The sequence below is a fragment of the Paenarthrobacter histidinolovorans genome, assembly GCF_014647595.1.
GTDB lineage: Bacteria > Actinomycetota > Actinomycetes > Actinomycetales > Micrococcaceae > Arthrobacter > Arthrobacter histidinolovorans.
The window spans coordinates 362,547-376,822 of the sequence record NZ_BMPM01000004.1 but is presented as its reverse complement, the minus strand read 5'-3'; the positions used below and the strand labels follow the sequence as shown (position 1 = coordinate 376,822).

General features: G+C 62.6%; 12 protein-coding genes. All 12 read left to right on the top strand.

What is annotated here, in order from left to right; genetic code table 11:
- Positions 1 to 35: 35 nt before the first annotated feature.
- The 12 genes from IEY62_RS12450 to IEY62_RS12395 all read left to right on the top strand — a co-directional run bounded on the left by IEY62_RS12450 (position 36) and on the right by IEY62_RS12395 (position 14,208).
- Positions 36 to 815: a trans-aconitate 2-methyltransferase gene (locus IEY62_RS12450; RefSeq protein WP_189018176.1), complete on the top strand. Its 780-nt coding sequence runs from the start codon at positions 36 to 38 to the stop codon at positions 813 to 815.
- 148 nt (positions 816 to 963) lie between these two features.
- Positions 964 to 1,344: a GntR family transcriptional regulator gene (locus tag IEY62_RS12445; protein ID WP_189018173.1), complete on the top strand. Its 381-nt coding sequence runs from the start codon at positions 964 to 966 to the stop codon at positions 1,342 to 1,344.
- Between the two features lie 65 nt (positions 1,345 to 1,409).
- On the top strand, positions 1,410 to 4,337 hold the full coding sequence (gene uvrA / locus IEY62_RS12440; protein ID WP_189018170.1) for an excinuclease ABC subunit UvrA: 2,928 nt from the start codon (positions 1,410 to 1,412) through the stop codon (positions 4,335 to 4,337).
- 61 nt (positions 4,338 to 4,398) lie between these two features.
- Positions 4,399 to 5,115, top strand: a complete 717-nt coding sequence (locus IEY62_RS12435) for an HAD hydrolase-like protein (RefSeq protein WP_189018167.1) — start codon at positions 4,399 to 4,401, stop codon at positions 5,113 to 5,115.
- A complete protein-coding gene (locus tag IEY62_RS12430) occupies positions 5,102 to 5,770 on the top strand; it encodes a lysophospholipid acyltransferase family protein (protein WP_189018164.1) in 669 nt (222 codons plus the stop codon). The genes IEY62_RS12435 and IEY62_RS12430 overlap by 14 nt, the downstream gene beginning before the upstream one ends.
- Positions 5,771 to 5,827: 57 nt before the next feature.
- Positions 5,828 to 7,843 (top strand): excinuclease ABC subunit UvrC, encoded by a 2,016-nt coding sequence (uvrC, locus tag IEY62_RS12425; RefSeq protein ID WP_189018161.1) that lies wholly within the window; start codon positions 5,828 to 5,830, stop codon positions 7,841 to 7,843.
- A gap of 115 nt (positions 7,844 to 7,958) precedes the next feature.
- Positions 7,959 to 8,882, top strand: a complete 924-nt coding sequence (gene rapZ, locus IEY62_RS12420) for an RNase adapter RapZ (protein ID WP_018777552.1) — start codon at positions 7,959 to 7,961, stop codon at positions 8,880 to 8,882.
- On the top strand, positions 8,882 to 9,901 hold the full coding sequence (locus IEY62_RS12415) for a gluconeogenesis factor YvcK family protein (protein WP_189018158.1): 1,020 nt from the start codon (positions 8,882 to 8,884) through the stop codon (positions 9,899 to 9,901). The genes rapZ and IEY62_RS12415 overlap by 1 nt, the downstream gene beginning before the upstream one ends.
- A 9-nt stretch (positions 9,902 to 9,910) precedes the next feature.
- Positions 9,911 to 10,891 (top strand): DNA-binding protein WhiA, encoded by a 981-nt coding sequence (gene whiA / locus IEY62_RS12410; protein ID WP_018777554.1) that lies wholly within the window; start codon positions 9,911 to 9,913, stop codon positions 10,889 to 10,891.
- Between the two features lie 175 nt (positions 10,892 to 11,066).
- The gene (locus IEY62_RS12405) at positions 11,067 to 11,690 is read left to right on the top strand and encodes a superoxide dismutase (RefSeq protein WP_189018155.1); all 624 of its coding nucleotides are present in this window, start codon (positions 11,067 to 11,069) and stop codon (positions 11,688 to 11,690) included.
- 271 nt (positions 11,691 to 11,961) lie between these two features.
- On the top strand, positions 11,962 to 12,972 hold the full coding sequence (gene gap / locus IEY62_RS12400; protein ID WP_024821016.1) for a type I glyceraldehyde-3-phosphate dehydrogenase: 1,011 nt from the start codon (positions 11,962 to 11,964) through the stop codon (positions 12,970 to 12,972).
- A gap of 9 nt (positions 12,973 to 12,981) precedes the next feature.
- A complete protein-coding gene (locus IEY62_RS12395) occupies positions 12,982 to 14,208 on the top strand; it encodes a phosphoglycerate kinase (RefSeq protein ID WP_189018151.1) in 1,227 nt (408 codons plus the stop codon).
- The last annotated feature ends 68 nt before the right edge of the window (positions 14,209 to 14,276 follow it).

The window sequence follows — 14,276 nt, the reverse complement described above, 5'->3', positions numbered from 1 at the left end:
AGCCCAGCAGTGTTGCCCGGCTCAAGGAGGCCTTTATGAAGTGGAATCCATCCAAGTATGCCGAGTTCGGCAATCATCGGGACCGCCCATTTCATGACCTCGTGGCCAGAATCCAAGCCGCGGAGCCCGGCCTCGTGGTGGACCTGGGCTGTGGCCCGGGCAACATGACTGCCACGTTGGCTGACCGCTGGCCGGCTGCGCACGTTGTCGGGATCGACTCCTCGCAGGAAATGCTGGCCAAGGCCGAGCCCTTAACAGGACAATTCAGCGGGTTGGAGTTCCTGCAGGGCGACATCGCCGAGTGGACGCCGGGCAACGATGTGGACGTTGTGGTGACGAACGCAGCCCTCCAGTGGGTTCCAGGGCACCAGGAGATGCTCGCCGGCTGGCTCGAGGCGTTGAGCCCGGGTGCTTGGTTTGCCATGCAGGTCCCGGGCAACTTTTCGTCGCCCTCCCACACCTTGATGCGCGAACTCGCCGATTCGCCCCGATGGCGGACGCAACTGGCCGGGGTCCTGCGTCACGATGACGCGGTGGGCAGCCCCGCGGACTACCTGGGCATCATGCTCGACGCCGGATGCTCAGCTGACGCGTGGGAAACCACCTACCAGCAGGTACTGACAGGTGAGGACCCGGTGCTGGAGTGGGTAAGGGGAACGGGACTCCGCCCCGTCCTGGCCGCCCTCCCGGCGCTGGAAGCGGACGCCTTCGAACAGGAATACGCGGGCATGCTGCGCGAGGCCTACCCGGCGACAGACCACGGTACGGTGTTCCCGTTCCGTCGTATTTTCGCGGTCGCGAGGAAGAGCGCGTGAGTCACCAAATTTTCACGGCCAGCGGGAGGTCCGCACACCGTCATGCCTTGTCCCACGGTGGTGGCGCTGGTCTAATTCTCGGCATGGACCAAGGATGCAATCCAGACCTGCCGCCGACCGTGATGGACGTGCCTGCCAGGAGTTCATCATGACTCCCGCAGGGGAATTCCCAGGGAGCTGGCGGCCCAATGCCGGCAGTGCCGTGGCGCTCTTTGAACAATTGCGGCTCCGCATCATCGAACTTGCAGACTCGGGCGTTCTCGCCGTGGGATCGAAGCTGCCGCCTGTCCGGAACCTGGCAGGCGTACTCGACGTAGCGCCCCATACGGTCGCGCGGGCCTATAAAGAGCTCGAAGCAGCCGGCGTTGTCGCTACCCGTGGGCGTAACGGGACAGTGGTGTGCGCCCGCGATGACCGGTGGGGAGCCCTGGCCGAAGTTGCTGCCCAGTATGCGGCCGCAGCCAAGGCCCAAGGCGCTTCGTTCGCGGAGGCGGTGCAGCTTTTTGCTGCTGCTTACGATGCTGATTGATACCGATCGGTAGCATGTGAGGCACGACATGGAAATTCGAAGAAGTTTTCGATTAGCATTGGTGGGTGCCCAAAGCCTTAGCTGAAGATACAGCCATCGATTCCCTGAACAGCGGTTCCGTCGTTTCTGATAACAAGCCAGCCAAGCCGGATCTTTCCCGCCTGGTGGTCAAGGGAGCCCGGGAACACAATCTGCGCAACGTGGATCTGGACCTCCCGCGCGACGCCATGATCGTCTTTACCGGACTCTCCGGTTCCGGTAAGTCCTCCCTGGCTTTCGACACCATCTTCGCCGAGGGTCAGCGCCGGTACGTCGAGTCGTTGTCGGCGTATGCGCGCCAATTCCTTGGCCAGGTGGACAAGCCGGACGTCGACTTCATCGAAGGTCTCTCGCCCGCGGTGTCCATCGACCAGAAGTCCACCAGCAAGAACCCGCGTTCCACGGTGGGCACCATCACCGAAATCTACGACTACATGCGGTTGTTGTGGGCTCGCGTTGGCCGCCCGCACTGCCCGGTGTGCGGTGAGCCCATTACCCGGCAGACGCCCCAGCAGATTGTTGACCAGCTCCTGGAACTGGACACCGGCACGCGCTTCCAGGTCCTCGCTCCGGTAGTCCGTGGCCGGAAGGGTGAATTCGTTGACCTGTTCAAGGAGCTCACGGCCAAGGGTTACTCCCGTGCCCGGGTTGACGGTGAACTGGTCCAGTTGAACGATCCTCCCAAGTTGGGCAAACAGTACAAGCACACCATCGAAGTCGTCGTCGACCGCTTGGTGGTGAAGGACGGGATCAGCCAGCGGCTCACCGATTCAGTGGAGACTGCCCTGGGACTGGCAGAAGGCCGCGTCCTGGTTGAATTCGTGGACCTGGATGCCGAAGATCCCGCACGCATCCGTGCCTACTCCGAGAATCTGGCGTGCCCCAATGAGCACCCGCTGGCCATCGACGAGATCGAGCCACGATCCTTCTCGTTCAACAACCCCTTCGGCGCCTGCTCCGCCTGCAGCGGCATCGGTACCAAGTTGGAAGTGGACGAGGAACTGATTGTTCCCAACCCGGAACTTTCACTGGGCGAAGGCGCTATCGCTCCCTGGTCCTTGGGCACCGCAACCACTGAGTACTGGAACCGCCTCCTGGAAGGCCTCGCACACGAACTCGGCTTCTCCATGAAGACATCCTGGGAGAAGCTCCCCAAGGATGTCCGCAACACCGTCCTTCACGGCAAAGACCACAAGGTCGTAGTGCAGTACAAGAACCGTTTCGGACGGGAACGCAAGTACAGTACAGGCTTCGAAGGCGCCATCCAATATGTCCACCGGAAGCACGGTGAAACGGACTCGGACTGGGCCCGCGACCGGTACGAAGAGTACATGCGCCAAATTCCCTGCCCCGAGTGCAACGGCGCGCGCCTGAACCCGGCGTCCCTGTCGGTGCTGATCAACGGTAAGTCCATCGCCGAGGTTGCCGCGCTCCCCATGAGGGAATGCGCAGAGTTCCTGGGAAGCCTGACGCTGACCAACAGGGAGGCCCAGATTGCCAACCAGGTACTGAAGGAGATCCAGGCCCGCCTGACTTTCCTGCTGGATGTCGGCCTGGAGTACCTCAACCTTGAGCGCCCTTCCGGCACACTGTCCGGCGGGGAGGCCCAGCGCATCCGGCTGGCCACGCAGATCGGCTCGGGACTGGTCGGCGTCCTGTACGTCCTGGACGAGCCTTCCATTGGCTTGCACCAGCGCGACAACCGGCGCCTCATTGAGACACTCACCCGGCTTCGGGACCTGGGCAATACGCTCATCGTGGTCGAACACGACGAAGACACCATCCACGAGGCCGACTGGGTTGTGGACATCGGACCCGGCGCCGGTGAGCACGGCGGCCAGGTGGTCCACTCCGGTACGTACAAGGACCTCCTCGCCAACACACAGTCGCTGACCGGTGACTACCTGGCGGGCCGGCGGAAGATCGATATTCCTGCCAAGCGCCGCAAGTACGACAAGAAGCGCGAACTCAAGGTTGTCGGCGCCAGGGAGAACAACCTCAACAACGTTGACGCTACGTTCCCCCTCGGTCTCTTTACCGCGGTGACGGGTGTCAGTGGTTCGGGCAAGTCCACCTTGGTCAACGAGATCCTGTACAAGGTCCTCGCCAATAAGCTCAACGGCGCCAAGCAGGTAGCGGGACGCCACCGCTCCGTGGCTGGCCTGGAGCACCTGGACAAGGTAGTGCACGTCGACCAGAGCCCCATTGGTCGTACTCCACGTTCCAACCCCGCCACCTACACGGGCGTATTCGACAACATCCGCAAGCTGTTTGCGGAGACCACCGAAGCCAAGGTGCGCGGGTACCAGCCAGGACGCTTCTCATTCAACGTCAAGGGCGGCCGTTGCGAAGCCTGTTCCGGCGACGGCACGTTGAAGATCGAAATGAACTTCCTGCCTGACGTCTACGTCCCTTGCGAGGTCTGCCACGGCGCCCGGTACAACCGCGAAACGCTGGAGGTCCACTACAAGGGCAAGACCATCGCGGATGTCCTGAATATGCCCATCGAAGAAGGTGCGGAGTTCTTTGCCGCTTTCACCCCGATCGCCCGGCATTTGAACACCCTGGTGGACGTTGGGCTTGGCTACGTCCGGCTCGGGCAGCCTGCCACAACGCTTTCCGGCGGCGAGGCCCAACGCGTGAAGCTTGCAGCGGAACTCCAAAAACGCTCCAACGGCCGCAGCATCTACGTCCTGGACGAGCCCACCACCGGCTTGCACTTCGAGGACATCAGGAAACTGCTGATGGTCCTCCAAGGCCTGGTGGATAAAGGCAACACGGTCATTACCATCGAGCACAACCTTGACGTCATCAAGTCGGCGGACTGGATCGTGGACCTTGGCCCCAACGGTGGTTCCGGAGGCGGACGGATTATCGCGACCGGAACGCCCGAGCAAGTGGCGAAATCCACGGAGAGCCACACCGCCACGTTCCTGGCGGAGATTCTGGGATAGAAGTATTCCGGTAGCGGCATGCGAGTTTCAGGCATGCCGCTACTCGTGAGAAACTAACCCGGTGACTCAAACAAAGGTGCCCGTAATATTCGATCTGGACGGCACCCTTGTCGATCCTGCCGGCGGTATCACTGGAGGAATTTCGCTTGCCCTCCGGGAAATGGGACTTCCCGTTCCGGAACAAGCTGTCTTGAATTCCATGGTGGGTCCCAAGCTCAGTGATTCCCTTCTGCATTTGGCTGGCGTTCCCGGCGAATTGGTTGATGAGGCCATCCACCGCTACCGGCGTCATTACAAGGAAACCGGTATTGGCCAAAGCAAGCTCTACCCGGGAATCTTTGACCTCCTGGAGTTCTACGCCGAAACCGGACGCCCCGTGGCAGTGGCAACACAAAAGCCCCAGTCCATCGCGCAGCTCGTCCTGGCCCACCACGGCATTGCGGATTTCTTTGTGTCCATCCGGGGTGCGGCGGACGACGAATCAGTGAAGGCAAACACAGCGCCGGGCAAGGTCGGGATTGTCGGGGCTGCACTGGCCGATCTCCAGTCCCAACCAGCGGTCATGGTGGGGGATCGGCACCAGGACGTCGCCGGGGCAATGGCCAACGGTTTGGACTGCATTGGCGTCAGCTGGGGTTTCGCGCCCGAAGGTGAACTCGAAGAAGCCGGCGCCGTGGCCGTGGTAAGCACGGCCCTTGAACTGCGTACGCGAATTGAAGAACTTGATGCTGTCCGTGCGGCGGCCCTTAGCGAGGTACAAAACGATGGCAGTCTTTGATGCGATCCGGTGGACAACCCGCGGACTGATTTCGTCCACATGCCGTCCAACGGTCATCGGACTTGAAAATGTCCCCAAAAGCGGACCCTTCATCGTTGCCCCCAACCATCTTTCCTTTTTGGACAGCGTCATCGTCCAGGCCCTGATGCCACGGCCGGTTGCGTTCTTCGCCAAGGCTGAGTACTTCACCACCAAAGGCGTCAAGGGCGCCGTGATGAAGTCCTTCTTTGAGGCCGTTGGTTCCATTCCCGTCGAACGCGGCGAGCAGGCAGCCAGTGTGCAGGCGCTCAAGACCCTCCTGGACATTCTCGAAGCGGGGAAAGGCATCGGAATCTATCCCGAGGGCACCCGCTCCCGGGATGGGATCCTTTACCGGGGCCGCACCGGAGTAGGCTGGCTGGCCTTGACCACGGGCGCCCCCGTGATACCCGTTGGCCTCATCGGCACGGAAAAGCTGCAGCCTGCGGACAAGAACGCCGTCCGCCCACAGCACTTCACCATGAAGGTGGGCGAGCCGCTCTACTTCGACAAAACGGGCCCGGACCATTCCCTGCCGGCGCGCCGGGAGGTCACGGACAAGATCATGGACGCCATCGCACTGCTCAGTGGGCAGGAACGTTCGGCCAGTTACAACCAGAGCAAGTCCGTGGACTAGGCTCCCGGCGCACCGTACTGGCGTTTAACAACCAGTCCGGTTCACTAGACTGGACGTGTGGCAGATCCATCAACGTACCGACCCCGGACCGGTGAAATTCCCACTACCCCGGGCGTTTACCGCTTCCGTGACCCCCATGGCCGGGTCATCTACGTGGGCAAAGCGAAAAACCTCCGTTCACGGCTGAACTCCTACTTTGCCAACCCTGCGGGGCTGCTGCCGAAGACCCATGCGATGGTCCATGCAGCCAGCAGCGTTGAATGGACTGTTGTGGGCAGCGAGCTGGAATCCCTGCAGCTTGAGTACACCTGGATCAAGGAATTCAAGCCTCGGTTCAATGTGGTTTTCCGCGACGACAAAACCTACCCCTACCTGGCCGTGACCATGGGCGAAAAGTTTCCCCGGGTGCAGGTAATGCGTGGCGAACGCAGGAAGGGCACCCGTTACTTCGGGCCCTATACGGCAGGAGCCATCCGGGAAACCATGGACACGCTCCTCAGGGTATTCCCGGTCCGAAGCTGCAGCCAGGGCGTCTTCAAGCGGGCCGAGGCCAGCGGACGGCCCTGCCTGCTGGGGTACATCGACAAATGCTCTGCACCCTGCGTGGGCCGGGTGACTCCTGACGAGCATCGGGGGCTGGCCGAGGATTTTTGTTCCTTCATGGGCGGCGAGGCCAAACGCTTCATCAGCCGCCTGGAAAAGGACATGGCGGCCGCCGTGGCGGAGCTCGATTACGAGCGTGCTGCCGGGCTCCGTGATGACATCATTGCGTTGCGCAAGGTCTTTGAGCGCAACGCCGTGGTCCTTGCAGAGGACACGGATGCCGACGTCTTCGCATTGCATGATGACGAACTGGAAGCGTCGGTCCAGGTTTTCCACGTCCGGGGAGGCCGGGTCCGTGGCCAGCGCGGTTGGGTCGTGGAGAAGGTTGAGGATGCCACCACTCCGGAACTGATTGAACACCTTCTGCAGCAGGTTTACGGGGAAGACAGCGAGGTCCAGGGCCGGATCCCCCGGGAAGTCCTGGTTCCGGAGAACCCCAGCAACCATGCGGAACTGACCGAATGGCTCGGGGGACTGCGTGGGGCCAAGGTGGACATCCGGGTTCCGCAGCGTGGAGACAAGGCAGCTTTGATGTCCACGGTCCGCGAAAATGCAGAACAAGCACTCAAACTCCACAAGACACGCCGCGCGGGTGACATTACCGTCCGGTCCCTCGCGCTCCAGGAACTCCAGGAAGCCTTGGATATTCCGGTTCCCCTGCTGCGCATCGAGTGCTTCGATATCTCCCATGTCCAGGGAACCAACGTGGTGGCTTCCATGGTGGTGGTCGAAGACGGACTTCCCAAGAAGGCCGACTACCGCAAGTTCTCCATCACCGGCGCCGCCGCTGCCGATGACACCGCGGCAATGCACGACGTCCTGACACGGCGGTTCAGGCACTACCTGACGGACAAAGCCGCCCAGGTACCAGTGGTGTCGGGCGAGATCGTCAACCCCACCAGGTCCGCGTCCAGCGGCATGACGGACCCATCGGCGTCGGATGCCACTGTCCCGGCGCCCAAGGCCAAGTTCGCCTACCCACCCAACCTCGTGGTGGTTGACGGCGGCCAGCCGCAGGTGAACGCAGCCGCGCGCGCCCTCGCCGAACTGGGCATCGACGACGTTTACGTCGTAGGCCTCGCCAAGCGCCTGGAGGAAGTCTGGCTTCCCGACAGTGACTTCCCGGTCATCCTGCCGCGGACTTCCCAAGGGCTGTATCTCCTTCAGCGCATCCGCGATGAAGCCCACAGGTTCGCCATCACTTTCCACCGGCAAAAACGCGGCAAGGCCATGACAGTATCGGTCCTCGACGGGGTCCCCGGCCTGGGCGAAGCCAAGCGCAAGGCGCTCGTGGCGCACTTTGGGTCGCTCAAGAAAATCAAGGCGGCCTCAGTGGAGGAACTGACGTCCGCCAAGGGCATCGGTCCCGCCCTGGCCGCTGCCGTGGTCCAGCACCTGGGCTCCACGGCCGTGGACGCGGAGACCGTCCCTGCAGTGAACATGACAACCGGCGAAATCATCGAATCTTAGCTAGGGTAAGAACTTGGCCGCTGCGGCAACTACGGTGTTGCGGCCAAGGGTGCTCCGCCGTGTCCGGCGGGTGGCACAGGCAGCTATGACACTTCCGAGGAAACGGGGACAACTGATGGATGAGGCAATGGCTGGGTCCGGCACGGAGCAGGACGGCCTGACGCCAGTCAAGCCACCGGAGGCGGAGCTTTTGGTCGTCACCGGCATGTCGGGAGCGGGGCGCAGCACTGCCTCCGATGCCCTTGAGGACCACGGCTGGTACGTGGTGGACAACCTGCCTCCGCAGATGCTGGGCACCTTGGCTGAGATCGTCTCTCACGCCCCCAAGTCCATTCCCAAACTGGCGGTGGTGGTGGATGTCCGGAGCAAGGATCTCTTCACGGACATCCAGACGGCCCTGGGCGCCTTGAGCGCCAGCGGGATTACTTTCCGCGTACTTTTCCTCGATGCCAATGACGACGTTCTCGTCCGCCGGTTTGAGCAGGGCAGGCGCCCGCACCCGCTGCAGGGCGGCGGGCGCATCCTCGACGGGATCGGCATCGAGCGTGAGGTCCTGCGGGAACTGCGCGAGCACGCCGACGTCGTACTGGACACCTCCGAGTTCAACGTCCACGGCCTGGCGACCGCGATCACGGAACTTTTCAGCGACACGGGACCGGTAACCCTTCGGCTCAACGTCATGAGTTTCGGTTTCAAATACGGACTGCCCGTCGACGCAAACTTCGTGGCCGATGCCCGCTTCATTCCCAATCCCCATTGGGTTCCCCAGCTCCGTCCCCACACCGGCCTTGACGAGGACGTGAGCGACTACGTGCTCGGTGCGGAGGGTGTGCAGGAATTCGTGGACCGGTATGTCCGGGCACTGGAGCCTGTCCTTGACGGCTACCGCCAGGAGAACAAGCACTACGCCACCTTGGCCGTTGGCTGCACCGGAGGAAAGCACCGTTCGGTGGCTGTCGCCGTCGAGCTTTCCAAGCGCCTGGCCCAATTTCCGCGCGTGACTGTCACCACCACCCACCGCGACCTGGGACGTGAGTAGTGGGTGTCCTGACGGGCCCACTGCCCCTGATTCCGCCCAAGGGAGTGCCCGGCAGCCAGCAGAACAAGAGCCCGTCCGTCGTGGCTCTTGGTGGCGGGCACGGTCTGGCGGCGTCGCTTTCGGCCCTGCGGCTGCTCACCTCGGAACTGACTGCCATTGTCACAGTGGCAGACGACGGCGGATCGTCCGGGCGTCTGCGTGAGGAGTACGGTGTCCTCCCGCCCGGGGACCTGCGGATGGCGCTAAGCGCCCTCTGCGACGACACCGACTGGGGCCGCACCTGGCGCGATGTCATGCAGCATCGTTTCGACGCCGGCGGCAAGACCAAGGGCGGCTCGTTGGATAACCACGCCATGGGCAACCTCCTCATCGTTACGCTCTGGGAACTCCTGGGGGATACCGTCGCGGGCCTCAAATGGGCCGGGGCGCTTCTGGGCGCCCGCGGCCAGGTGCTTCCGATGTCCAGCATTCCGTTGACCATCGAGGGAAAGGCGCGCAAGGAGCTTCCCGACGGCAGCCACGAGCTGCAGACTGTGCGCGGGCAAGCGAAGTGCGCCGTCGCGGGCAAACTCGAAGAGGTCAAGCTCTTTCCCGAGGACGCCCCGGCCTGCACGGAAGCACTCACAGCGATCGAACTCGCCGACTGGGTCATCCTTGGACCCGGTTCCTGGTACACCTCTGTGTTGCCCCACTTGCTGCTTCCCGAGCTGCGGCAGGCGCTCGGTGATACTGCGGCCAAACGCTGCCTGACCATGAACCTGGACGTGGAGACCAAGGAGACCTCCGGCATGACTGCCGCAGACCACCTGGACGTCCTTCGACGCTACGCTCCGGAGTTCAGCGTGGACGTGGTGCTTGCCGACCCTGCCGCAATCCAGGACCTCAAGGCATTTGAAAAGGCTGCCGGGATGATTGGGGCCGAAGTGGTGTTGGGTAGAGTAGGGGCGTCGAGGCGCCGCCCAGTCCATGACCCATTGCTGCTGGCAGCGGCTTACCACGATATTTTCGGGAACAGTTAGGAATACGCGATGGCACTTACTGCGTCGGTCAAGGACGAACTGTCCCGGCTGGACATCAAGAAATCTTCGGTCCGCAAGGCTGAAGTCTCGGCAATGCTGCGCTTCGCCGGCGGCCTGCACATCATCTCCGGCCGGATCGTTATTGAGGCTGAGGTCGACCTCGCTTCGACGGCACGGCGCCTGCGCGCCGCGATCGCAGAGGTCTACGGGCACCAGAGCGAAATCATCGTGGTGTCCGGGGGCGGTTTGCGGCGCGGTAGCCGCTACGTAGTCCGCGTGGTGCGTGACGGGGAGGCTTTGGCGCGTCAGACAGGCCTCCTGGATGGGCGTGGACGGCCTGTGCGTGGCCTTCCGTCAGTGGTAGTCAACGGTTCAGCCGCTGACGCTGAGGCAGTGTGGCGCGGAGCCTTCCTTGCCCACGGTTCCCTCACCGAACCGGGGCGGTCCTCGTCCCTGGAAGTGACGTGCCCGGGCCCCGAGTCCGCGCTTGCGCTGGTGGGCGCTGCCCGCCGTCTGGGCATCCAGGCGAAGGCACGCGAAGTACGCGGCGTGGACCGGGTGGTCATCCGCGACGGAGACACCATCGCTGCCCTGCTGACCAGAATGGGGGCCCATGATGCCCTCATGGTCTGGGAGGAACGCCGGATGCGGAAGGAAGTGCGGGCCACCGCCAACAGGCTGGCCAACTTTGACGACGCCAACCTGCGCCGCTCGGCCCAGGCCGCCGTGGCGGCCGGCGCCAGGGTGGACCGGGCCCTTGAGATTCTGGGCGACGACGTCCCGGACCACCTTAAGTACGCGGGGGAGCTGCGCGTAGCCCACAAGCAGGCCAGCCTGGATGAACTGGGCCGGCTTGCGGACCCGCCGATGACCAAGGACGCCATTGCGGGGCGCATCCGCCGTCTTCTGGCCATGGCCGACAAGCGTGCTTTGGACCTCGGAATTCCCGGGACTGAGGCAAATGTGACTCCCGAAATGATGGACGAGTAGTAAGCACCCATAGAATCGGGAAAGTGTGGAGGAAATACTGCGAGGCAACTGCTGGTTGACCCCGGTGGAGGCAAGAGCAGTTATCTTCCCCAAGGATTTCCGGCTGGTCCGCCGGTCGGATGAACATAACGAGAGTTACCAAACCGGACGTTAGTCCACTACATTGGAGGATTTCGTGACAGAGTACGTTCTGCCCGAGCTCGGCTACGACTACGCAGCACTTGAGCCGCACATTTCGGCGAAGATCATGGAGCTGCACCACAGCAAGCACCACGCTGCCTACGTTGCAGGCGCCAACAACGCCCTCGCCCAGCTCGCGGAAGCCCGCGACAAGGGTGACTTCGCCAACATCAACCGCCTCTCCAAGGACCTCGCGTTCCACACCGGCGGCCACATCAACCACTCCGTGTTCTGGAACAACATCTCCCCGGATGGCGGCGACAAGCCCGAGGGTGAGCTGGCTGCCGCCATCGACGACGCCTTCGGCTCGTTCGATGCTTTCCGCGCCCAGTTCACCGCTGCCGCGCTGGGCCTGCAGGGCTCCGGCTGGGCCTTCCTGGCCTACGAGCCCATCGGTGGAAACCTGCTTATTGAGCAGCTCTACGACCAGCAGGGCAACGTAGCTGTTGGCACCACCCCGCTGCTGATGCTGGACATGTGGGAGCACGCCTTCTACCTGGACTACGTCAACGTCAAGGCTGACTACGTCAAGGCATTCTGGAACATCGCCAACTGGGCCGATGTCGCCAAGCGCTTCGAAGCAGCACGCACCAACGCCACGGGCCTCATCGTCCTGTAGCTGGTGAGCTCCGGTTCACGCCGATGTAACAAAAGTCACTTTTGGCGTGAATTGGGGCGAAATGCTGAAAAGCCTGCCTCCGCAGTTGCGGGGGCAGGCTCAATTAAACGTAAGATGGATCACGGAAGGCGGTTAGCCTTCAGCAACGTGGCTGGTCGCCCTCCGATCTGATAATCACCTCTGCCCAACGACGTGCGGGGTCTGTTAGTTGGAAATTTTTGATCCGACTCACTAGGCGTGCTTGCAAGAGCACCAAGGAGATTGACACATAGTGACCACCCGTATTGGTATCAACGGCTTCGGCCGCATCGGCCGTAACTACTTCCGCGCAGCACTGGCCCAGGGCGCAGACCTTGAGATCGTTGCAGTCAACGACCTCACCAGCCCTGAGACCCTCGCCCACCTCCTGAAGTATGACTCCGTCGGTGGACGCCTCGCCCAGACCGTGGAAGTTGTCGATGGAAACCTGGTAGTCGACGGCAAGTCCATCAAGGTTCTTGCCGAGCGCGATCCCGCCAACCTCCCCTGGGGCGAGCTTGGCGTCGACATCGTCATCGAATCCACCGGCTTCTTCACCAAGGCCGCAGCAGCGCAGAAGCACATTGATGCCGGAGCCAAGAAGGTCCTCATCTCCGCACCTGCCAGCGACGAAGACATCACTATCGTCATGGGTGTCAACCACGAGCTTTACGACCCCGCAGCGCACAACATCATCTCCAACGCCTCCTGCACCACCAACTGCCTTGGCCCGCTGGCCAAGGTGGTTAACGACGCCTTCGGCATCGAGCGTGGCCTCATGACCACGGTCCACGCCTACACGGCTGACCAGAACCTCCAGGACGGCCCGCACGGCGATCTTCGCCGCGCCCGCGCTGCAGCCATCAACATGGTTCCCACCTCAACCGGTGCAGCCAAGGCGATTGGCCTGGTCCTGCCGGAGCTCAAGGGCAAGCTCGATGGCTACGCCATCCGCGTACCCGTCCCCACCGGCTCCGCCACGGACCTTACGGTCACCGTTTCGCGCGAAGTCACCGTTGAGGAAGTCAACGCAGCCGTCAAGGCCGCAGCCGAGTCCGAGCAGTGGGCAGGCATCCTGTCCTACACGGATGCCCCGATCGTTTCGTCGGACATCGTCGGGGACCCGGCATCGTCCATCTTCGACTCAGGCCTCACCAAGGTCATCGGCAACCAGGTCAAGGTTGTTTCCTGGTATGACAACGAGTGGGGTTACTCCAACCGCCTCGTGGACCTCACGGAGCTCGTTGCATCCAAGCTGGGCTAGGGTAGACACATGACATCTCACACCCTCAACGAACTCATCGCTGAAGGTGTCCGCGGGCGGTACATTCTGGTCAGAAGTGACCTGAATGTGCCGCTCGACGGCTCTACAGTGACCGACGACGGCCGCATCAAGGCCTCCCTCCCGGTCCTCAAGAAGCTCTCGGACGCCGGTGCCCGTGTGCTCGTGACAGCCCACCTCGGACGCCCCAAGGGCGCACCTGAAGCCAAGTACTCATTGAAGCCCGCAGTGGATCGCCTTGCCGAACTCGCGGACTTCAAGGTCCAGCTGGCCGCGGATACAGTCGGCGACTCCGCCAAGGAGCATGCCGCTGCACTGCAGGACGGTGAAGCACTGGTTCTGGAGAACGTCCGCTTTGACGCCCGGGAGACCAGCAAGGACGACGCCGAACGCGGCGCCTTTGCCGATGAGCTGGTTGCCCTCACGGGCAGCAATGGAGCGTTCGTGGACGATGCTTTCGGTGCAGTCCACCGTAAGCACGCCAGTGTCTACGACGTCGCCACGCGGCTTCCGTCCTACCTCGGGGACCTTGTCCATACTGAGGTGGAGGTCCTCCGGAAACTGACCACTGATACCCAGCGCCCGTATGTCGTGGTTCTTGGTGGGTCCAAGGTTTCCGACAAGCTCGCTGTCATCGAGAACCTGCTGGGCAAGGCCGACACGATTCTTGTGGGCGGCGGCATGCTTTTCACCTTCCTTGCAGCAGCAGGGCACAAGGTGGCCGGCAGCCTCCTCGAAGAAGACCAGATTCCGGTTGTCCAGGATTACCTCAAGCGTGCGGCCGACGCAGGAACCTCTTTCGTTATTCCCACGGACGTTGTTGTGGCCAGCCGCTTCGCAGCGGATGCCGAGCATGAGGTCGTCAAGGCAGATGCCATCGAGGAGAGCGCCTTCGGCGCGTCCGGCATAGGCCTGGATATTGGACCCGAATCAGCGTCGGCTTTCGCCGCGCAGATTGAGGGCGCCAAGACCGTCTTCTGGAACGGCCCCATGGGCGTTTTCGAATTCGAAGCGTTCGCCAACGGCACCCGGGCCATCGCCCAGGCACTGACGGACACCGTGGCCTTCACTGTGGTCGGTGGCGGCGACTCCGCTGCCGCCGTCCGTACCCTCGGGTTCGAGGATTCGCAGTTCGGCCACATCTCCACAGGTGGTGGCGCCAGCCTGGAATACCTTGAAGGCAAGGAACTTCCCGGTTTGAGCGTCCTGGACCGCTAAAGCATCAAACCGGCCGGCAGGACGCCACTGCGTCCTGCCGGCCGTTCCACATCCCAACGCATTCTTTT